Annotated in this window: 15 protein-coding genes, 5 tRNA genes, 3 rRNA genes and 1 riboswitch; of the genes, 6 read left to right on the forward strand and 17 right to left on the reverse strand. The window is 46.9% G+C overall.

The features are described 5' to 3' along the window. The first annotated feature begins 251 nt into the window (after positions 1 to 251). The 4 genes from J4N45_RS18270 to J4N45_RS18285 all read left to right on the forward strand — a co-directional run bounded on the left by J4N45_RS18270 (position 252) and on the right by J4N45_RS18285 (position 2,783). Positions 252 to 512: a BufA1 family periplasmic bufferin-type metallophore gene (locus J4N45_RS18270; protein WP_042478904.1), complete on the forward strand. Its 261-nt coding sequence runs from the start codon at positions 252 to 254 to the stop codon at positions 510 to 512. Positions 513 to 685: 173 nt separating this feature from the next. After that, entirely contained in the window at positions 686 to 1,543 is an 858-nt protein-coding gene (bufB, locus tag J4N45_RS18275) for an MNIO family bufferin maturase (RefSeq protein WP_252012943.1), read from the forward strand. After that, entirely contained in the window at positions 1,543 to 2,334 is a 792-nt protein-coding gene (locus J4N45_RS18280) for an HvfC/BufC N-terminal domain-containing protein (RefSeq protein ID WP_252012944.1), read from the forward strand. Before bufB ends, J4N45_RS18280 begins: the two co-directional genes overlap by 1 nt. After that, positions 2,331 to 2,783, forward strand: coding sequence for a DoxX family protein (locus tag J4N45_RS18285; RefSeq protein WP_042478909.1), 453 nt, complete (start codon positions 2,331 to 2,333; stop codon positions 2,781 to 2,783). Before J4N45_RS18280 ends, J4N45_RS18285 begins: the two co-directional genes overlap by 4 nt. Positions 2,784 to 2,853: 70 nt before the next feature. Here J4N45_RS18285 and tsrA read toward each other — a convergent pair whose 3' ends face one another. Both tsrA and J4N45_RS18295 read right to left on the reverse strand, forming a co-directional pair. Next, the gene (gene tsrA, locus J4N45_RS18290; RefSeq protein WP_042478912.1) at positions 2,854 to 3,138 is read right to left on the reverse strand and encodes an H-NS-like global regulator TsrA; all 285 of its coding nucleotides are present in this window, start codon (positions 3,136 to 3,138) and stop codon (positions 2,854 to 2,856) included. Between the two features lie 92 nt (positions 3,139 to 3,230). Continuing rightward, a complete protein-coding gene (locus J4N45_RS18295) occupies positions 3,231 to 4,376 on the reverse strand; it encodes a multidrug effflux MFS transporter (protein WP_252014718.1) in 1,146 nt (381 codons plus the stop codon). Between the two features lie 157 nt (positions 4,377 to 4,533). Here J4N45_RS18295 and J4N45_RS18300 point away from each other — a divergent pair, with 157 nt between their 5' ends. Both J4N45_RS18300 and J4N45_RS18305 read left to right on the forward strand, forming a co-directional pair. Further along, positions 4,534 to 5,475 carry a LysR family transcriptional regulator gene (locus J4N45_RS18300; RefSeq protein WP_252012945.1) on the forward strand — a complete coding sequence of 314 codons (942 nt, stop codon included), beginning with the start codon at positions 4,534 to 4,536 and terminating at the stop codon, positions 5,473 to 5,475. Between the two features lie 141 nt (positions 5,476 to 5,616). After that, positions 5,617 to 7,404, forward strand: a complete 1,788-nt coding sequence (locus J4N45_RS18305) for an aminopeptidase P family protein (protein WP_252012946.1) — start codon at positions 5,617 to 5,619, stop codon at positions 7,402 to 7,404. Positions 7,405 to 7,484: 80 nt separating this feature from the next. Here the strand turns inward: J4N45_RS18305 and thiH are convergent, their stop codons facing one another. The 15 genes from thiH to J4N45_RS18380 all read right to left on the reverse strand — a co-directional run bounded on the left by thiH (position 7,485) and on the right by J4N45_RS18380 (position 20,092). After that, the gene (gene thiH / locus J4N45_RS18310; protein WP_252012947.1) at positions 7,485 to 8,597 is read right to left on the reverse strand and encodes a 2-iminoacetate synthase ThiH; all 1,113 of its coding nucleotides are present in this window, start codon (positions 8,595 to 8,597) and stop codon (positions 7,485 to 7,487) included. Positions 8,598 to 8,608: 11 nt separating this feature from the next. After that, positions 8,609 to 9,376 carry a thiazole synthase gene (locus J4N45_RS18315; protein ID WP_252012948.1) on the reverse strand — a complete coding sequence of 256 codons (768 nt, stop codon included), beginning with the start codon at positions 9,374 to 9,376 and terminating at the stop codon, positions 8,609 to 8,611. A gap of 3 nt (positions 9,377 to 9,379) precedes the next feature. Then, the gene (thiS, locus tag J4N45_RS18320; protein WP_252012949.1) at positions 9,380 to 9,583 is read right to left on the reverse strand and encodes a sulfur carrier protein ThiS; all 204 of its coding nucleotides are present in this window, start codon (positions 9,581 to 9,583) and stop codon (positions 9,380 to 9,382) included. 20 nt (positions 9,584 to 9,603) lie between these two features. Continuing rightward, complete coding sequence (locus tag J4N45_RS18325; protein WP_252012950.1) at positions 9,604 to 10,371, reverse strand: HesA/MoeB/ThiF family protein; 768 nt, start codon at positions 10,369 to 10,371, stop codon at positions 9,604 to 9,606. Continuing rightward, positions 10,364 to 11,593, reverse strand: coding sequence for a thiamine phosphate synthase (locus J4N45_RS18330; protein ID WP_252012951.1), 1,230 nt, complete (start codon positions 11,591 to 11,593; stop codon positions 10,364 to 10,366). The genes J4N45_RS18325 and J4N45_RS18330 overlap by 8 nt, the downstream gene beginning before the upstream one ends. 31 nt (positions 11,594 to 11,624) lie before the next feature. After that, positions 11,625 to 13,547, reverse strand: coding sequence for a phosphomethylpyrimidine synthase ThiC (thiC, locus tag J4N45_RS18335; RefSeq protein ID WP_252012952.1), 1,923 nt, complete (start codon positions 13,545 to 13,547; stop codon positions 11,625 to 11,627). A gap of 113 nt (positions 13,548 to 13,660) precedes the next feature. Next, positions 13,661 to 13,760: riboswitch (TPP riboswitch) on the reverse strand. A gap of 57 nt (positions 13,761 to 13,817) precedes the next feature. Then, a complete protein-coding gene (crcB, locus tag J4N45_RS18340; protein WP_234494910.1) occupies positions 13,818 to 14,201 on the reverse strand; it encodes a fluoride efflux transporter CrcB in 384 nt (127 codons plus the stop codon). A 370-nt stretch (positions 14,202 to 14,571) separates the two neighbouring features. Beyond that, positions 14,572 to 14,648: transfer RNA gene (locus tag J4N45_RS18345), tRNA-Asp, on the reverse strand. A gap of 56 nt (positions 14,649 to 14,704) precedes the next feature. Beyond that, positions 14,705 to 14,820 (reverse strand): 5S ribosomal RNA (gene rrf, locus J4N45_RS18350). 91 nt (positions 14,821 to 14,911) lie between these two features. Beyond that, positions 14,912 to 17,798: ribosomal RNA gene (locus tag J4N45_RS18355) — 23S ribosomal RNA — on the reverse strand. 254 nt (positions 17,799 to 18,052) lie between these two features. Continuing rightward, positions 18,053 to 18,128 (reverse strand) — tRNA-Val (locus tag J4N45_RS18360). 30 nt (positions 18,129 to 18,158) lie between these two features. Continuing rightward, a tRNA-Ala gene (locus J4N45_RS18365) sits at positions 18,159 to 18,234 on the reverse strand. A 29-nt stretch (positions 18,235 to 18,263) separates the two neighbouring features. After that, positions 18,264 to 18,339 (reverse strand) — tRNA-Lys (locus J4N45_RS18370). Between the two features lie 2 nt (positions 18,340 to 18,341). Then, a tRNA-Glu gene (locus J4N45_RS18375) sits at positions 18,342 to 18,417 on the reverse strand. Positions 18,418 to 18,540: 123 nt separating this feature from the next. Next, positions 18,541 to 20,092: ribosomal RNA gene (locus tag J4N45_RS18380) — 16S ribosomal RNA — on the reverse strand. Together the 16S, 23S and 5S rRNA genes with 5 tRNA genes alongside form the textbook arrangement of a ribosomal RNA operon. Positions 20,093 to 20,360 lie beyond the last annotated feature (268 nt).

Consider the following 20,360-nt stretch of genomic DNA (forward strand, 5'->3'; position numbering starts at 1 on the left):
GCTACTGGTTATTTATACATATCAGTTGATTATAACTCAAACAGTCTCGCCATTTCAGAAAATTTTCCTAATTTTAAAATTAAATAAAACATATATAAATCAGAATCATGCATTGATATTTAACATTATTAAAAAGTTTTTTTGATCTTTTTGAAAGATTTTTGTTTGGCTTCCTATCCTATTGAATAAGCAAGTCGCAAACAGTGACCTGTGAAAATAAACCAAATGGATCAAGTCTCGAGGAAAGTACTATGAAAACTACTAATCTAGCTATCACTGCAGCAGTTACCGGTCTAATCGCTCTTGGCGGCGCAACACTAGGCGCAGCACCAGCACACGCAGCAGATAAAGAGAAATGCTACGGTGTATCAAAAGCTGGGAAAAACGACTGTGCAACAAAAACCAGCTCATGTGCAGGTACTGCGAAAGAAGATAACCAGAAAGATGCCTTCGTTGTTGTCCCTAAAGGTCTTTGCGGCAAACTGGTTGGTGGTAGCACAGAGTCTGCGTAACCGTCCCGCTTGCTAGAAGCGACAATGCTATCAGCATAGCTTGATTGTAACTTTGTCTTCACTTTGTTTGTTCATACGTTTTCAAGTTACAACAAGACCGGAGGGGCGTAACGATACGCCCCTTTCGTTTTCTACAAGTTACCCACAAAATCAAACAGATCAGGGAGATCATCATGGATCGAAGTCGTGCCTTTCAGCTTGTTGGTGTTGGGTTACGCACACCACACCTAGACTACTTTGAGCAGCATGCTGATAAGGCAGGATGGCTTGAGATTCATAGCGAAAATTATTTCCTATCGCATACCGCTGAGTACCGTCAGTTAAAGGCGATTCGCGATCAGGTCAATATCAGCTGTCATGGTATCGGTCTTTCTTTGGGTTCGGCGTCAGAAGTAAACACTCAACACTTACATCAGCTCAGACGGCTCATCGATGACATTCAGCCATTTGCTGTTTCGGATCACCTAAGCTGGAGTGAGCACGGTGGGCATTATTTTAATGACTTACTGCCACTTCCCTATACGGAAGAAGCGTTGATACTGTTTTGTCGCAATGTGCTTCAAGTACAAGATGCAATTCAAAGGCCGCTATTAATTGAGAACCCATCCAGCTATTTGCGATTCAATCACTCGACGATTCCAGAATGGGAATTTCTCTCCGAAGTGCAACGTCGTACTGATTGCCGTCTGTTACTCGACCTAAACAACGTGCATGTCTCTTGCTTCAACCACGGCTACGATGCAAATCGCTATCTTTCCGCTGTCGATCCAACGACCGTAGACGAGATTCATTTAGCCGGTTTTACCCGTAAGCAGCTTGAGCAAGGTGAAATTTGGATTGATACCCACAGTGCTCGGGTATCGGATGAAGTATGGGAGTTATATCGAGAGTGGAACAGTTCAAACGCTCCAGTCCCTACTCTCATTGAGTGGGATCTCGATATCCCCGAGCCGCAAGTGCTACTCGAAGAAGCTGAGAAAGCGATCGATATTCTCGTTGAAAATAGCACGCAGACATTGAGGAGCGCATAATGAATCCCAGCGAACTAAGTCTTAGTGAACTGCAATCGGCCTTCAGTCGCTCCCTCTGCCAAACTGATAGCAGCATCAACCAATATATTGTCGGCGACCACTTTAGTGCCGATGATCGTATGCAAGTCTATCGCAATAATTTCGTCATTAGCCTAAGTGAAGTATTAGCAGCCTGCTATCCAATAACATTACAGCTCGTGGGAGAGGAGTGTTTCCAGTCAATGGCAAAACACCACATCATTCATCATCCCCCACAATCAGGCAATGTCGCCGACTATGGGGAAGGCTTCACGCACTCCGTATCTGAACTGGACAACATTACAAGCGCGGTTCCCTATTTAGTCGATGTCATGACGCTAGAATCAGCGATTGATGCACTTAATCAATGTCCGCTAAGCAGCATTAATGATGACATCGAGCCACTCGTCAACATGAGCCTAGTACCAGAGACACAACACAGTGAGCTTGTGTTTCATGTGAAACCAAATCATCGTTTGATGCAGTCTGAATTTGCTATCGCGAGCCTTATAGAGGCAATTCACAACGAGCAGCTCGATGATTTCAACATCAATCAAACCGAATCCGTGCTCGTCATAAAGCAAGGATTGGCATCCCCTAACATACATGTGATTGACGAGACTAGCTTTCAATTGTTGGTCGCTTTATCTCACCAGCAGCCACTGAAGTTCATTGATCCTGCTCTCCTAACGGCACTACCAAGTATATTCGCCTTGGATGTTGTAGCTGGATTTACTCTGCATAACGAGCACACCGCAAGGAACATGACATGAAATCAACACTCTCTAATTGGCTAGTAAGCTACGATAAGCTAATCGATACGCTTCAAGCAGGCTTTGTACCATTGCTGCTACTGTTCTGCCGCCTCTGGGTCGCTTGGGTTTTCTTTAATTCTGGACTAACCAAGATTGCGTCATGGGACAGCACGCTTTATCTATTTGAGCTCGAGTACCAAGTGCCGATTTTACCCTGGGAGTTAGCGGCATATATGGGTACTGCAGCGGAATTGATCTTGCCGGTGTTTGTTGCTCTCGGTTTGTTTACTCGACCAATGGCAGCTGTCTTGTTTGTGTTTAATATCATTGCTGTTGTTTCATACCCACTGCTTTGGGAAAAAGGGTTCTATGACCACCAACTCTGGGGCTTGATGATATTAGTCGTCGTCGTATGGGGGCCTGGACCTATATCCGCAGATAAGGTCATTCGTTCACAGATAAAATAATCTGTTGATTGAATAATGTAGGAAGTAAAAAGCCCGGTATAAATATACCGGGCTTTTAATAAACGATGGATTACTTGTTCGCAAGAAAGGCTTTTAATTCTTCAGCTGAAATACCTTGTTCTGCCAATTCTTTGGCGAGTGACTCTACCTGCTCACCTTTACGAGATTCAATGACTTGCTGAAATTGATAAACAATATCTCGCAGTATATGGATTGGTACCTGCTTAGCGGCACTACGGATACGCTCTTCACTTTGGTTACCCAATTCATTGAGCAACTTACCAAACATGATTTTTTCTGGAGATTCTTCCATTTGCTCGAGAACACGAGCCATTTCGTACGTTGTCAAAGACATTACTGCGTTTATCCAGTTATTAATTAATACGGGGTATATAGAGCTAAATATACACCCGTTTTTTCAATTGGGAAAACTAAATCGATTTTAAATTAGCCGATTTTTACAGTTTGATGCCAGCCTTTACCAACTTTTGTCTTGAGTATAATTAGTGCAGGCAGCACAAGCCACATTTGCAATGCAATCATATAAGGTGCTTCTAACCCCATTCGCTGCATGATACCAACCAAAAGACCAGCACCACTCATCTGGAACAAGCCAAGTAGCGCAGCAGCTGTGCCAGCTTTATCACCAAATGGTGCTAATGCCTTACCCGCCGCAGCTCCCAATATAAGAGCAAAGCCTATCGATGAAAGAATGACTGGAACCATAAACGATGCCGGTGTGTAGAACTTCGCTCCCCACACCATGGCTGCGCCAGCTGTCAATAAAGTAACAATACCGAGTTGCAGAGTTTTATGGGTCCCCACCTTGTCCATGATTTTTGGCGCTAACATACAGGCAGCGATATTAAATACCGCATTAAGGCCGAACCAGAACGTAAAGGCGTTCATCGACAAACCCATTTGTTCCATCAAGACTACGGGAGCAGACGTCACATAGGCAAGAATAACCCCCATCGCCAGCAAACATAGCGTGGCATGAAATAAGAAAGTCGGTGTACTAAGCACCTGTGTGTAGCGAGACAAAGCAAAGTACTTTTCGCCACTTTGAGCAGGATTGGTCTCACGCATATTAAGCAGAACTATGCCTCCAACCATAAGTGCAAATACCGCCATAAAGCTGAAGTTTGCGCGCCATCCAAACTGCTGTGTTAAATAACTACCTAAAATTGGAGCGAGTGCAGGAATAAAACAAATGGCTCCGTTAAGGTAACTGATCATTTTTCCACTGCGCTCTGGCCCATACATATCGCGAACGGTTGCAAAGGCCGCTACAGATGTTGCGCACGCACCTAAGCCTTGTAGCAACCTTGCGGCAAGCATCCACTCGATAGATTGAGCTGCCCACGCCAAGCAAGCACTCATTCCATAGATAGCGATACCACCAAGGGCAACCGTTCGACGTCCTAGTTTATCGGCAAGTGGCCCTGCAAAGAGCTGACCTACACCCATCGCAATCAAAAACCAAGTGATCGTGTCCTGAGCACGAGTATGCGCGACATCAAAAGATGAAGAGATCTGCGTCAATGCTGGCAGATAAATATCAATAGCCAAAGGGCTAAAAAATACCAACATGACGAGCGCTGCTACTTGGACTTTAGAAGGGGTGTTATTCAAAGGTCGCCTCTTACCGATAGAATTTGTTCAATTGGGATGCGATTCTATATTCGTTATGATATGAGCAGAAATGGTTTATACTCATTAGCATTATTCCTAATAGGAATTTCTCACTATGAACTTAGAAAAGCTGAGTCGGATCGATCTCAATTTATTACTCTGTTTGTCGGTCCTCTTAGATGAATGCAATGTGACTCGGGCAGCAAATCGATTGTGCCTAACCCAATCCGCGGTCAGTAAGTCTCTATCCAAACTACGTGAGTTGTTTGATGACCCGCTATTTACTCGTCATGCTCATGGGTTGTCTCCCACACCCCGTGCCCTTCAGCTTAAGCCGAAACTTGATGTTTTGGTGGCTCACATGCAGTCGATTACTGCGCCACCAGAGTTTTCGCCGACTACCAGTGAATACCGTTTCCACATTGCAGCCGTTGAGAGCGTCTACCCTCTCATCATGCCGCATTTCTTACCTGCGATATTCAGTCAAGGTCCTAATCTCAGTATTAGTACTCATGCTTGGAACGAATCGACGTTTGAACAGATGCAAAAAGGCGAACTCGATCTTGGTATCACTGGTAAAGACATTGATATTCGAGATGCTATCCGCACTATGGTCGCCCCCGACGATATCCAAGAACTTGAGGTGTATAGAGACAATCAGATGTGTCTGGTTCGTGCAAACCACCCTATTCTTTCTAACCCTTGGAACCTAGATACCTACCTTTCCTTGCGACATGTACAAGTACGCTGTGATGGAAGCGACCGCTGGCTGTTGGACTACAAACTCGCTGATATGGGTAAAGAGCGTGATATCGCCATTACGGTTCCTGACTTTAATAATGCAGCGGCCCTTTGCAGCTATACCGATTTTGTCTTTACCGCACCGAGGCATTTTGTTCACTTGGTCGCTGAGCAAATGGGACTGAGAGTCTTGCCACTGCCCTTAGAGTTTCCTCCGATGGCTTACACCTTATTTTGGCATAAAGACAGAGACCGCGACCCGGCTCTAAACTGGCTTATTGACATCATTCGACAAAAAACATTGCACTTGAGATAGCGTTCCAAGTTTGTTCGTATTAACTAATGGTGGATAGTTTCATCTGAGCATAGAATCGATTGTATATCATCCGCAAAAGCGCTAGCTTATAGAGCAAATAATAGTAAGGTGACACGCTTCGCCGAGACAAAGGAACTACAGATGCAGGAACAGATTTCTCGCCGAGTTGAACAGATTCAATCTTGGCTCACCGACAATAACTTAGATGCGTTTATTGTTGCCCATGAAGACGAGTACTTGGGCGAGTATGTCCCAGCTCACAACGAGCGACTGCACTGGCTAACGCAGTTCACTGGGTCAGCAGGTGCAGCGGTTATCACTCGCCAATCAGCCGCTATTTTTGTTGATGGTCGCTATACGGTACAAGTTCGCAAGCAAGTTCCAGCAGGTACTTTTGACTACTGCCACCTTATTGAACAACCACCACTAACATGGACTATGGAGTCAGTTGAGCTTGGTGCTCGCATTGCAGTGGACCCACGCATGCATAGAGGGAGTTGGTATCAAGGCGCAATTGAGCAGCTTGCAGGTAAGTACGAGCTCGTTGCTGTTGATGAAAACCCGATTGATCTATTCTGGAGCGACCGCCCTGACGCTCTGCTAAGTAACGTTCGTTTGATGCCGTTAGACAAGGTTGGTCAAAGCAGTGAACAGAAGCGTAACGCGCTTGCAGAGTCGCTGAGCAAATCTGGTGCCGATGCAGCCATCATCACCGAGCTAGATTCTATTTGTTGGATGCTCAACATTCGTGGTCTCGATGTTTCACGCCTGCCTGTATTGCTTTCCCATGCCATCCTGTACTCTGATGGTACAACGCAGTTCTTTATCGACCCATCTAGAATCGAAGACCGTGAAGCCTTTGATTCTCACGTAGGGCAAAGTGTAGAAGTTTGCCAACCAGAGACTTTAGAGAGCGTCCTTAAAACTCTAGAAGCCAAAAAAGTCACGTTGGACCCAGCGACAAGTAACGCTTGGTTCAAGCTCAAGTTAGAGCAATACGGTGCACTACTGCTGGAAATCGCCGATCCATGTTTGATGCCAAAGGCGGCTAAGAATTCTGTAGAAGTGGAAGGCATGAAACAAAGCCACATTCGTGATGGTGCTGCGATGACCAACTTCCTCTGCTGGCTTGATGCAGAAGTTGCAGCGGGTAATCTGTATGACGAAGCTGTACTTGCTGACAAGCTAGAAACCTTCCGCCGTGCCGATGCAAGCCTTGTCGACCTCAGCTTTGATACCATTTCGGCCTCAGCTGGTAATGCTGCTATGTGCCATTACAATCATGAGAACCAGGAAGTACCAGGCCCAATCATTCAAAATACCTTGTACCTTGTAGACTCAGGTGGTCAGTACCTAGACGGCACGACAGATATTACTCGCACCATCGCAATCGGTACGCCTAGTGACGAAATGAAGCGTCAGTTTACACTGGTACTAAAGGGTCATATCAGTCTCGCATCTGCACTCTTCCCGAGAGGAACTTGTGGTCACCAGTTAGATGTATTAGCTCGCCAGCATTTGTGGGCAAATGGCTTCGACTACGACCATGGTACAGGTCATGGTGTGGGTCATTTCTTGAGTGTTCATGAAGGACCACAGCGCATAGCCAAGGCTGTCAACAATACCCCCCTGGTTCCTGGCATGGTGTTGTCAAATGAGCCGGGTTACTATCGTGCAGATGAGTTCGGTATCCGCATAGAGAACCTTGAGCTTGTTGTCGAAAAGGCAACAAATGGTGATAGCGTAATGTACGGTTTTGAGGCGTTGACTCGCTGCCCAATCGACAAACGCAATATCGTGACAGAACTGCTCACTGAAGGCGAAAAGGCTTGGTTGAATCAGTATCATCAAAAAGTCTGGAGCGACGTCTCTCCATTAGTCGAGGGAGAAGCGCTAGTTTGGCTAGAGGAAGCTTGTAAGCCAATCTAAGCTAAATCTGTTAGATGAAGAAAAGGCGCTGGTTTACAGCGCCTTTTTTTTGTTGTTTCACGTGAAACCTGTCAGAGTTACTATCCAGAATAAGACTGGTGCCAATCCTTCCAAACCGGTTCCATACCTGCCCTTTTAACAGAGGCCGCAACAAGCTCTGCACTTCGCTCATCACTAATGGCAAACTGCTCTAGCTCTTCTTCGTCGTTAGCGTAGCCGCCTGGCTGTGTTTTAGATGCTGCGCTAATACTGGTAATACCGAGAGGATAAACATGGTCTCTAAACGCGGCTGATTCACGAGTCGACAGTGACAACTCTACCTCGTTATTGAATAATCGATAAGCGCAGATTAACTGAACCAGCTGCTTGTCTGTCATCACCGACTTAGGTTGCAGTGCTCCCTCGCAAGGTCTAAGCCTTGGGAACGAGATCGAGTAACGCGTTTTCCAATAACGACTCTCAAGATACTGAAGGTGTGCCGCGACGTAAAAACAGTCGGTGCGCCACTCTTCGAGTCCTATCAGAGAACCGATTCCAATTTTATCAATACCAGCCTGCGCAAGACGGTCCGGCGTATCCAGTCGGTAATCAAAATCCATCTTGTTACCACGCAGATGATGCTCTGCATAGGTACGTCTGTGATAGGTCTCTTGATAAACCATCACCGCATCTAAGCCATGCTGCTTTAATGTCGCGTAATCTTCTCTATCGAGAGGCTGCACTTCCATCGCGAGATAGCTAAAGTGTCTTTTGATCTCTGGAATGACTTCGTTAAAGTACTTCATTCCCACCTTATTCTCGTGCTCGCCTGTCACCAAAAGGATATTGTCGAAGCCCATTTGTTTAATAACGTCACATTCGAGTGCTATCTCCTGCTTCGATAGTGTTTTACGTTTAATACGGTTCTCCATGGAAAAGCCGCAGTAAGTACACGCGTTGGCACACAGATTGGATAAATACAAGGGTATGTACATAGACATAGTATGACCGAAACGCTTACGAGTTAGAGCGAAGGAACGCTGCGCCATTTGCTCTAGAAAAGGCTCGGCTGCAGGACTAATCAATGCCTTGAAATCTTCTAGATCAAGACGAGATTTAGACAAAGCTCTTTGCACATCGCCCGCTGTTTTGCCATAGATAGACAACCTAACGTCATCCCAGTCATACTTAGCATGTTCTTCAACAAAGCTCATGGTGCCTTCTCCTACATCGAATCAAGGAATGCAGTAAGCGGACTAGACGCAACCGCGTAATTCACCGTACCAGCCAATCCACTTTCATAAGCGATGCGACCTGATTCTACTGCTAACTTAAATGCACGAGCCATCGCGACTGGGTCAGCAGCAGCGGCTATTGCTGTGTTAACCAAGACCGCATCGGCCCCCATCTCCATAGCAAGTGCTGCATGAGAAGGTGCGCCAATTCCAGCGTCGACGACAACAGGCACATTTGCTTGCTCGATTATGATCTCTAGGAAGTCTTTACTGACTATACCTTTATTGCTTCCAATCGGCGCACCCAATGGCATCACAGCAGCACAGCCAACTTCCTCTAAATGTTTACAAAGCGTCGGATCAGAGTGACAGTAAGGTAAAACAATAAAACCATCTTTTACTAACTGCTCCGCCGCCTTTAATGTTTCGATTGGATCAGGTAGTAAGTATTTCGGGTCAGGGTGTATTTCCAATTTTAACCAGTTAGTACCCAATGCTTCTCTCGCTAGATGAGCCGCAAATATTGCATCCTTTGCGTTTTTTGCACCTGAGGTGTTGGGAAGCAAGTTGACCTTATTACTGATTAGAGGACGCAAGATGTCATCATCTTGACCGTCGAGATCAACCCGCTTTAGTGCCATCGTCGCTAATTCTGAACCACTCTCCACGATAGACTTCATCATCAACGACTGATCAGCGAATTTACCTGTACCGGTAAAAAGTCTTGAGTTAAAGGTTTTATCTGCAATCTTCAGCATCAGTTAGCCCCCTGCTATCGCTTGAAAAATATTGATGGACATGTTTTCTTTGACAGTGAATGTAGGCCACTCCGATTTAGGAACGATCTGATCGTCGACAGCAATCGCACAACCTAGCGCGTCAATATCTAGCTCTGTAAGCAAGTTAGCTAGGTTAGTTTCTTGCGACATCTGATGGATGGAATTATTTACTTTTAACTGAATCATCTCTGCTCTCTTACTTCTTTTTACTTGTTGCCGCACACACTGCATTCAGTGTCTTTGTTAATTCGCAATGATTGCCAACTACCATTGAGTCCGTCGAATAGTCTCAAATCTGGCAACTGTTTATCTTGGCTATCACGATGAACTGCTAGGAGTAGCTTTAATGTCTCTAGCGCTTGATAGACCCCCATCATCCCAACCACAGGCCCCATTACCGCCGATTCCGAGCATTTTGACGTCCCTTTTATCTCGTCAAATGGGTACAGGCAGCGATAACACGGTACATCTAGGTTGGATGAAAAAGGGAATACGCTCAGTTGCCCATTCCATCCAATTGCCGCCGCAGTCACTAAATCGGTATTGTGTTGACGGCAGTACTGGTTAACAGCCTGGCGTGTAGTGATGTTGTCGCTACAGTCCACAACCACTTCTGCAAGCGATATCTCTAACGCTAACTGGCTAGCCTCAAGCCTCTTATCAATCGCTCTGACGCTAATATTCGGGTTTTGGTTGGTGAGACTTTTAGCCAAACACGCTACCTTAGCTGCACCGATATCTGCGTAGCCATAGGTAACTTGCCTAGGTAGATTGGACGTTTCAATGACATCATCATCTGCTAGCACTATTCGGCCTATCCCAGCTCCAGCTAGATAGATACTCGCGGCAGTTCCAAGACCACCGCAACCAATGATCAAAACATGAGAGTTCACAATATCTGCTTGTCCTGCTTCACCCACATTCGTCAAGCTGAGTTGTCTCAAATACTGTTTGAACTGAGCATCGTTAATCATGTGTTCGCTCACTCATAATCGTTGCAAAGTTATCAAGTACCGCCGGTACGTTGTCGGATAAGGTAATTGCTCGTACAACTGCTAGACTCGTAACACCACAGTCCCAGACGGGTTTCGCTGTTCTAAGATCGATCCCACCAATAGCGACCGTCGGATAGCCGATTACATCACCGTAAGGAATCGAATCGATGAGCTTTTGATATAAGGCCAACCTAACTAAGCCTTGTGGTCTCGACGGCATCTGTTTAGTCGTTGTCGGGAAAATGTGGCCCAAAGCAACGTAGCTCGGATTGATCTGGATAATGCGCAACAATTCGTAGTAACCGTGCGTCGATAGCCCTAACGCAATACCTTGCTCAGCTAGTTGCTTTAAGTCCGCAACTTCGATGTCTTCTTGCCCTAAGTGAACACCATAAGCACCATGCTTAAGTGCCAACTGCCAATAGTCATTAATAAAGACTTGTGCATCATGCTTCTCGCCAAGTCTTATAGCTTGTTCTATTTGTTGTTTAAGGTTAGGTGTATCAGGTTGCTTGATTCGAAGCTGAATCGTTTTAATGCCTAGCTCTAACAGACGCTCTATCCATTCAATGCTATCAACCACTGGATAGAGACCTAGCTTTTGCTTACTCACTTTAGGGAAAGCTTGGTTGGACGCATCAACGGCCCAGCCAACACGAATGCCAAGGTGATGGTTTTCAATAACGGGTACTGAAAACTGCTCGAGCTGAGCTGGCCATGTTTCACGTGAAACACTCCCTGCTCTTGCGAGCATCATCGTATCCTCAAGAGGAAAATCCAGAGCTAAGCAGACAACAAACCAAGCAAAATGATTATCCTTGTCTATGACCTTATTGGCGTCCGCTGAAGCCTTTATTGTGCCTTCTCTACACGACCAAACATCAGCGTAATTATTAGCGCTAGCGACATCGATGTAGACATCGCCAAATTCAAGCGATGCAAGGTTACTCGATAACTGTGTTTCATCTAAATCATGTAAATAGCGAACTCGATAGTCGCAGTTAGCGAAATGTTCGTTACGATGACTGTCGTTAGAAATCGTACTGACTTCATTTCCATTAACAATCGTCACTACCTCGCATTGGTCTGAGATAGAAAGCTCGATAGACTCGACAGCAAAGCCAACCTTACTTGCAAGTTGAAGTACATCCTCTATATGAGAATGTAAAGGCGCATAAATAGAGGGCAATAAAAGTTTCAACGGAAGCTCCTTAGTCTTCTAGTTGGTAGAGTTATTCTTCGGTGACAGCTGGGTGGTAAAGTTCGGCACCCGTCGCCCTAAACTCCTGAGATTTTTGACGCATTCCTTCAAGGGGATCATCGATTAATTTGACCTCAATATTTTCATTGGATTGATAGTCTTTTGCATACTCGCGAACCTCTTGTGAGATTTTCATTGAGCAGAATTTAGGACCACACATGGAACAGAAGTGGGCAACTTTCCCAGATTCTTGAGGCAAGGTTTCGTCATGGAATTGGCGTGCTGTATCGGGGTCGAGAGCGAGGTTGAATTGATCTTCCCAGCGGAACTCAAATCTTGCCTTTGACAGTGCATTATCACGGATCTGAGCGCCCGGATGACCCTTTGCCAGATCAGCAGCGTGTGCGGCAAGTTTGTAAGTAATAAGACCAGTCTTCACATCTTCTTTATTGGGCAGGCCAAGATGCTCTTTGGGTGTCACATAACACAACATAGCGCAGCCATACCAACCAATCATTGCAGCCCCGATACCTGAGGTAATGTGGTCATAGCCAGGTGCAATATCTGTAGTTAATGGACCTAGAGTATAGAAAGGCGCTTCGTGGCAATGTTCAAGCTGCTCCTCCATGTTCTCTTTAATCATATGCATTGGCACATGGCCTGGGCCTTCAATGATTACCTGAACATCGTGCTCCCACGCTATCTTAGTCAGTTTGCCAAGCGTTCTAAGCTCAGCAAACTGAGCTTCATCGTTAGCATCGGCTATCGAACCAGGGCGCAGCCCATCGCCTAGAGATAACGCAACGTCATAGCGTGCACAAATCTCACAGATCTCTTTGAAGTTGGTGTAGAGAAAGCTCTCTTCATGATGCGCAAGACACCACTTAGCGATAATAGAACCACCTCGGCTTACAATGCCTGTCACACGCTTTGCGGTTAATGGGATATGATGTAGAAGCAAACCCGCGTGGATCGTAAAGTAATCAACCCCCTGCTCCGCTTGCTCTATCAGTGTATCTCGCATCACTTCCCATGTAAGATTCTCAGCTACACCATTTACCTTTTCTAATGCTTGATACATAGGAACGGTACCAATCGGTACTGGACTATTTCGAAGGATCCATTCTCGAGTCTCGTGAATATTTCGTCCGGTAGACAAATCCATCACGGTATCGGCACCCCAGCGCGTACCCCACACCAATTTTTCTACTTCTTCTTCAATAGATGACGTGACCGATGAATTACCGATATTGGCGTTAACCTTTACTAAAAAGTTTCGACCAATGATCATTGGCTCAGACTCAGGGTGATTGATGTTTGACGGTATAATGGCACGCCCTTCAGCAACCTCTTTACGCACAAACTCAGGAGTGATTTCTTTTGGTAGGTTAGCGCCGAAGTGTTGTCCGGGATGTTGCTGAGTGAGCATTTCGTCTTTAAGCTTTTGACGTCCCATATTCTCGCGGATGGCAATGTACTCCATCTCAGGAGTAATAATGCCTTTACGAGCATAGTGAAGCTGAGTAACGCATGCTCCATCGGTAGCACGTCTAATGCGAGGTAATTGACCGTAACGAAGCTCGTCCAAGGTTTCATCAGCTAAACGCTCCTTGGCGAACTCAGAAGTCACACCGTCTAGTACTTCCGTATCTAGGCGTTCTTCTATCCATTGCTCCCTGAGCTTTGGGAGCCCATTGTAGAGGTCGATGTCATGTTGAGGGTCCGTGTATAGGCCAGAGGTGTCATACACGTGTATAGGCTCGTTAGGCTCGTATACAGGGTTATCTTGATTGCCACCAATTAGACTATCGGAAAGAGAGATCTTACGCATCGGTACCTGCAGATCGCTGCGGCTACCTTGAATATAGGTTTTCTCTGAGTTTGGATAGGGCGTCACCGATAACGTATCGATGAAGTTCTTTGCGTCCAGTCTATTTTGCTTACGTGTCGACATAGCATTTCCTTATATATCATATAGTTATAAAAGATAAATGCTTGACGGATGTGTGAATACAAGAGGTATCAACTGCAATAGCGTGAGCTATTTGATAATAAAAGAGGTGAAGTTACTTTTATTCTCTTGTTCCCTTCGCTGGTATTAACCAGATCAGGTTCAACGGATCCCGAATTAACGGTCTCAGCCCAGAGGGCACTCCGACAAGTATTGGCAACGATTATAGAAGAAAAGATTCCGAACATTCAATAACCGTTGAGTGGTTTTTGACTAACTTTTGGTTAAAATTTGAAAACCTATCCAACAGGCTGAGATACTTAACACAACGTTAAGGAGCACGTTTAGTCCCATCTTCAAAAATGCGCCTTGCTGCATTAGTAATACATTGTCCATCGAAAAGGTAGAGAATGTCGTCAATGCGCCTAAAAAGCCAAGACCAATGATCTGACGCCATGGCTCTGGAGCAAACACCTCTGCCTCAAAAGCCGCTATCAACAGCCCCATGATAAACGAACCGACAACATTCACGGTTAACGTACCATAAGGGAAACCACGCCCTAGGATCATCACACAAAGCTCAGAAATCAAATAGCGACTGCAAGCGCCAAATGCCCCACCGATTGCTATAAAGCCTAAAATTGAAAGCTGTCCCATAACCACTCTTTTTAAAAAACTTACTGATGGGAGTAATAATATACGAACACTCTATAAATTCGAGTGAAGATCTAGGAAACTAAGGATAAATTTTGATGATGTAGTGGGCTGAACCCTACCAAAAATTCAAAAGTTACAGGAGTAACGTTTGCACTGAGTGTGGTTTGATTGCTACAGTTGAATACAGTACGAGATAATTAAAGAATTACAAATGCAAAAAAACCTCGTCGTTAAACGAGGCTTCTTGAATAGTGGCGGGGACGCCCAGTCTAGGGTTGCATACAACCGGGACTCGACTTCCTTGAAAGGGAAGCTACCAAACTATAGATAATAAAAAACCCGACGCTTTCGCATCGGGTTTTCTAATAAGTGGCGGAGTGGACGGGACTCGAACCCGCGACCCCCGGCGTGACAGGCCGGTATTCTAACCAACTGAACTACCACTCCGCAGTGGTCTATTTAAAGTCTTATCTAAATCGTGCTTTAAACAGATAATGTTCAAAGCCTGGCGATGTCCTACTCTCACATGGGGAAGCCCCACACTACCATCGGCGCTATTGCGTTTCACTTCTGAGTTCGGCATGGGATCAGGTGGGTCCACAACGCTATGGTCGCCAAGCAAATTCTTTAATTCGGAAAACTGATTTTAAAAGTCTAAATACACATTCAAAGTTCTTGCTTTGAGTCCATCAAAACCCTTTGGGTGTTGTATGGTTAAGCCTCACGGGCAATTAGTACAGGTTAGCTCAACGCCTCACAACGCTTACACACCCTGCCTATCAACGTTCTAGTCTCGAACAACCCTTTAGGACACTTAAAGTGCCAGGGAAGACTCATCTCAGGGCTCGCTTCCCGCTTAGATGCTTTCAGCGGTTATCGATTCCGAACTTAGCTACCGGGCAATGCGATTGGCATCACAACCCGAACACCAGAGGTTCGTCCACTCCGGTCCTCTCGTACTAGGAGCAGCCCCCTTCAATCTTCCAACGCCCACGGCAGATAGGGACCGAACTGTCTCACGACGTTCTAAACCCAGCTCGCGTACCACTTTAAATGGCGAACAGCCATACCCTTGGGACCGACTTCAGCCCCAGGATGTGATGAGCCGACATCGAGGTGCCAAACACCGCCGTCGATATGAACTCTTGGGCGGTATCAGCCTGTTATCCCCGGAGTACCTTTTATCCGTTGAGCGATGGCCCTTCCATTCAGAACCACCGGATCACTATGACCTGCTTTCGCACCTGCTCGAATTGTCATTCTCGCAGTCAAGCGGGCTTATGCCATTGCACTAACCTCACGATGTCCAACCGTGATTAGCCCACCTTCGTGCTCCTCCGTTACTCTTTGGGAGGAGACCGCCCCAGTCAAACTACCCACCAGGCACTGTCCGCAGCCCCGATAAGGGGCCGACGTTAGAACATCAACACTACAAGGGTGGTATTTCAAGGACGGCTCCACTAATACTGGCGTACTAGTTTCAAAGCCTCCCACCTATCCTACACATGTAGGGTCAATGTTCAGTGCCAAGCTGTAGTAAAGGTTCACGGGGTCTTTCCGTCTAGCCGCGGGTACACTGCATCTTCACAGCGATTTCAATTTCACTGAGTCTCGGGTGGAGACAGCGTGGCCATCATTACGCCATTCGTGCAGGTCGGAACTTACCCGACAAGGAATTTCGCTACCTTAGGACCGTTATAGTTACGGCCGCCGTTTACCGGGGCTTCGATCAAGAGCTTCGACCGAAGTCTAACCCCATCAATTAACCTTCCGGCACCGGGCAGGCGTCACACCGTATACGTCATCTTACGATTTTGCACAGTGCTGTGTTTTTAATAAACAGTTGCAGCCACCTGGTATCTGCGACTCCCCATAGCTCCATCCGCAAGGGACTTCACCGCGAGGAGCGTACCTTCTCCCGAAGTTACGGTACCATTTTGCCTAGTTCCTTCACCCGAGTTCTCTCAAGCGCCTTGGTATTCTCTACCCGACCACCTGTGTCGGTTTGGGGTACGATTCCTTACAATCTGAAGCTTAGAGGCTTTTCCTGGAAGCATGGCATCAATGACTTCACTACCGTAGTAGCTCGACGTCGTGTCTCAGCCTTAAAAAGAGCCGGATTTACCTAACTCTTAAGCCTACGCACTTGAACCTGGACAACCGTCGCCAGGCCCACCTAGCCTTCTCCGTCCCCCCATCGCAATTGTAAGAAGTACGGGAATATTAACCCGTTTCCCATCGACTACGCCTTTCGGCCTCGCCTTAGGGGTCGACTCACCCTGCCCCGATTAACGTTGGACAGGAACCCTTGGTCTTCCGGCGAGGAGGTTTTTCACCCCCTTTATCGTTACTCATGTCAGCATTCGCACTTCTGATACCTCCAGCAGACCTTACAGTCCACCTTCAACGGCTTACAGAACGCTCCCCTACCCAATGACCTAAGTCATTGCCGCAGCTTCGGTTTATAGCTTAGCCCCGTTACATCTTCCGCGCAGGCCGACTCGACTAGTGAGCTATTACGCTTTCTTTAAATGATGGCTGCTTCTAAGCCAACATCCTAGCTGTCTAAGCCTTCCCACATCGTTTCCCACTTAGCTATAATTTGGGACCTTAGCTGGCGGTCTGGGTTGTTTCCCTCTCCACGACGGACGTTAGCACCCGCCGTGTGTCTCCCGGATAGTACTTACTGGTATTCGGAGTTTGCAAAGGGTTGGTAAGTCGGGATGACCCCCTAGCCTTAACAGTGCTCTACCCCCAGTAGTATTCGTCCGAGGCTCTACCTAAATAGATTTCGGGGAGAACCAGCTATCTCCAGGTTTGATTGGCCTTTCACCCCTAGCCACAAGTCATCCGCTAATTTTTCAACATTAGTCGGTTCGGTCCTCCAGTTGATGTTACTCAACCTTCAACCTGCCCATGGCTAGATCACCTGGTTTCGGGTCTATATCCAGAGACTGAACGCCCAGTTAAGACTCGGTTTCCCTACGGCTCCCCTAAACGGTTAACCTTGCCACTGAATATAAGTCGCTGACCCATTATACAAAAGGTACGCAGTCACACCACGAAGGTGCTCCTACTGCTTGTACGTACACGGTTTCAGGTTCTATTTCACTCCCCTCACAGGGGTTCTTTTCGCCTTTCCCTCACGGTACTGGTTCACTATCGGTCAGTCAGTAGTATTTAGCCTTGGAGGATGGTCCCCCCATATTCAGACAGGATATCACGTGTCCCGCCCTACTCGATTTCACTGATGATGAGATGTCGGTTACGGGGCTATCACCCTGTATCGCGGCACTTTCCAGAGCCTTCGCCTGTCTCATTAAAAGCTTAAGGGCTAATCCAATTTCGCTCGCCGCTACTTTCGGAATCTCGGTTGATTTCTCTTCCTCGGGGTACTTAGATGTTTCAGTTCCCCCGGTTCGCCTCGCTGAGCTATGTATTCACTCAGCGATACCTGCTTATGCAGGTGGGTTTCCCCATTCAGGAATCCCAGACTCAAAGGTTATTACTACCTAATCTGGGCTTATCGCAAGTTATTACGCCTTTCATCGCCTCTGACTGCCAAGGCATCCACCGTGTACGCTTAGTCACTTAACCATACAACCCCAAAGGGTCTTTGTTACGTAACCAAAGTTGTCTGCATTTTTATACATGTGCAGACTCGATTTTGCCGGACTCAAATTCCAAGAACACTTGAATGTGTGTTGGTACCTACATCTTTCGACATAGGATTTGAGAACTTTTAATTGAATAAGAATAATCAATTCTTATTCGTCAGCTTTCCAAATTGTTAAAGAGCTAGTTTCTTTCGAAACCATTTTTAAGAACACTTAAGCAAATGTGCTTAAAGATGGTGGGCGATACCGGGCTCGAACCAGTGACCCCCTCCTTGTAAGGGAGGTGCTCTCCCAACTGAGCTAATCGCCCACGAAAGTCATTCCGTGGAATGTTCAAGAATGGTGGAGCTAAGCAGGATCGAACTGCTGACCTCCTGCGTGCAAGGCAGGCGCTCTCCCAGCTGAGCTATAGCCCCATTTCTTGAGAGTTCCTTCAAAGAAGGAATGGTGGGTCGTGCAGGATTCGAACCTGCGACCAATTGATTAAAAGTCAACTGCTCTACCAACTGAGCTAACGACCCAATGGTATCCCGTAGGGGAGTCGAACCCCTGTTACCGCCGTGAAAGGGCGGTGTCCTAGGCCTCTAGACGAACGGGACACTAAGCAGTAAGTGTTGGGCACTTACTATTTTCTGCTTTCGCTTTTCAGCAAAAACAAAATCTCTTTATCTTTACAAACCTAATCAATCTGTGTGAACACTCATCGCAATAATCTATTCGTATAAGGAGGTGATCCAGCCCCAGGTTCCCCTAGGGCTACCTTGTTACGACTTCACCCCAGTCATGAACCACAAAGTGGTGAGCGTCCTCCCGAAGGTTAAACTACCCACTTCTTTTGCAGCCCACTCCCATGGTGTGACGGGCGGTGTGTACAAGGCCCGGGAACGTATTCACCGTGGCATTCTGATCCACGATTACTAGCGATTCCGACTTCATGGAGTCGAGTTGCAGACTCCAATCCGGACTACGACGCACTTTTTGGGATTCGCTCACTTTCGCAAGTTGGCAGCCCTCTGTATGCGCCATTGTAGCACGTGTGTAGCCCTACTCGTAAGGGCCATGATGACTTGACGTCGTCCCCACCTTCCTCCGGTTTATCACCGGCAGTCTCCCTGGAGTTCCCACCCGAAGTGCTGGCAAACAAGGATAAGGGTTGCGCTCGTTGCGGGACTTAACCCAACATTTCACAACACGAGCTGACGACAGCCATGCAGCACCTGTCTCAGAGTTCCCGAAGGCACCAAAGCATCTCTGCTAAGTTCTCTGGATGTCAAGAGTAGGTAAGGTTCTTCGCGTTGCATCGAATTAAACCACATGCTCCACCGCTTGTGCGGGCCCCCGTCAATTCATTTGAGTTTTAATCTTGCGACCGTACTCCCCAGGCGGTCTACTTAACGCGTTAGCTCCGAAAGCCACGGCTCAAGGCCACAACCTCCAAGTAGACATCGTTTACGGCGTGGACTACCAGGGTATCTAATCCTGTTTGCTCCCCACGCTTTCGCATCTGAGTGTCAGTATCTGTCCAGGGGGCCGCCTTCGCCACCGGTATTCCTTCAGATCTCTACGCATTTCACCGCTACACCTGAAATTCTACCCCCCTCTACAGTACTCTAGTCAGCCAGTTTCAAATGCAGTTCCGAGGTTGAGCCCCGGGCTTTCACATCTGACTTAACTAACCACCTGCATGCGCTTTACGCCCAGTAATTCCGATTAACGCTCGCACCCTCCGTATTACCGCGGCTGCTGGCACGGAGTTAGCCGGTGCTTCTTCTGCAGCTAACGTCAAACGAGCACGCTATTAACGTACCCGCCTTCCTCACTGCTGAAAGTGCTTTACAACCCGAAGGCCTTCTTCACACACGCGGCATGGCTGCATCAGGCTTGCGCCCATTGTGCAATATTCCCCACTGCTGCCTCCCGTAGGAGTCTGGACCGTGTCTCAGTTCCAGTGTGGCTGATCATCCTCTCAGACCAGCTAGGGATCGTCGCCTTGGTGAGCCATTACCTCACCAACTAGCTAATCCCACCTGGGCATATCCTGACGCGAGAGGCCCGAAGGTCCCCCTCTTTGAGCCGAAGCTATTATGCGGTATTAGCCATCGTTTCCAATGGTTATCCCCCACATCAGGGCAATTTCCCAGGCATTACTCACCCGTCCGCCGCTCGACGCCGTTAACGTTCCCCGAAGGTTCAGTTAACTCGTTTCCGCTCGACTTGCATGTGTTAGGCCTGCCGCCAGCGTTCAATCTGAGCCATGATCAAACTCTTCAATTTAAGATTTTGTTCGGCTCAATGAATACTGAACATTACATAAAGTAATGTTTGAATTGACTGTGCTGAATCTTTCGATTCAATGGTCACTTCGTTTCATTGAAACCTAATTTGATACCGAGGTATCTAATTTGATTATCATCAACGAGTGCCCACACAGATTGATAGGTTTATATTGTTAAAGAGCTTGTTTCGAGCTTCGGACTAAGCGTCCCTCTCAAAACGGATGGCCATTTTAGCGAGATAAGTTTTCGTGTCAACCACTTTTTTC

Origin of the sequence: Vibrio sp. SCSIO 43140, from assembly GCF_023716585.1 — a bacterium.
Taxonomy (GTDB): domain Bacteria; phylum Pseudomonadota; class Gammaproteobacteria; order Enterobacterales; family Vibrionaceae; genus Vibrio; species Vibrio maritimus_B.

What these genes read in the sequence shown, in the direction of transcription:
- tsrA (WP_042478912.1), bottom strand. Translation starts at nt 3,138, where the DNA reads ATGTCTTTGACAACGTACGAAATGGCTCGTGTTCTCGAGCAAATGGAA.
- J4N45_RS18280 (WP_252012944.1), top strand. Translation starts at nt 1,543, where the DNA reads ATGAATCCCAGCGAACTAAGTCTTAGTGAACTGCAATCGGCCTTCAGT.
- J4N45_RS18325 (WP_252012950.1), bottom strand. Translation starts at nt 10,371, where the DNA reads ATGATTAACGATGCTCAGTTCAAACAGTATTTGAGACAACTCAGCTTG.
- J4N45_RS18300 (WP_252012945.1), top strand. Translation starts at nt 4,534, where the DNA reads ATGAACTTAGAAAAGCTGAGTCGGATCGATCTCAATTTATTACTCTGT.
- thiH (WP_252012947.1), bottom strand. Translation starts at nt 8,597, where the DNA reads ATGAGCTTTGTTGAAGAACATGCTAAGTATGACTGGGATGACGTTAGG.
- J4N45_RS18315 (WP_252012948.1), bottom strand. Translation starts at nt 9,376, where the DNA reads ATGCTGAAGATTGCAGATAAAACCTTTAACTCAAGACTTTTTACCGGT.
- thiC (WP_252012952.1), bottom strand. Translation starts at nt 13,547, where the DNA reads ATGTCGACACGTAAGCAAAATAGACTGGACGCAAAGAACTTCATCGAT.
- bufB (WP_252012943.1), top strand. Translation starts at nt 686, where the DNA reads ATGGATCGAAGTCGTGCCTTTCAGCTTGTTGGTGTTGGGTTACGCACA.
- thiS (WP_252012949.1), bottom strand. Translation starts at nt 9,583, where the DNA reads ATGATTCAGTTAAAAGTAAATAATTCCATCCATCAGATGTCGCAAGAA.
- J4N45_RS18285 (WP_042478909.1), top strand. Translation starts at nt 2,331, where the DNA reads ATGAAATCAACACTCTCTAATTGGCTAGTAAGCTACGATAAGCTAATC.
- crcB (WP_234494910.1), bottom strand. Translation starts at nt 14,201, where the DNA reads ATGGGACAGCTTTCAATTTTAGGCTTTATAGCAATCGGTGGGGCATTT.
- J4N45_RS18305 (WP_252012946.1), top strand. Translation starts at nt 5,617, where the DNA reads ATGCAGGAACAGATTTCTCGCCGAGTTGAACAGATTCAATCTTGGCTC.
- J4N45_RS18270 (WP_042478904.1), top strand. Translation starts at nt 252, where the DNA reads ATGAAAACTACTAATCTAGCTATCACTGCAGCAGTTACCGGTCTAATC.
- J4N45_RS18295 (WP_252014718.1), bottom strand. Translation starts at nt 4,376, where the DNA reads ATGTTGGTATTTTTTAGCCCTTTGGCTATTGATATTTATCTGCCAGCA.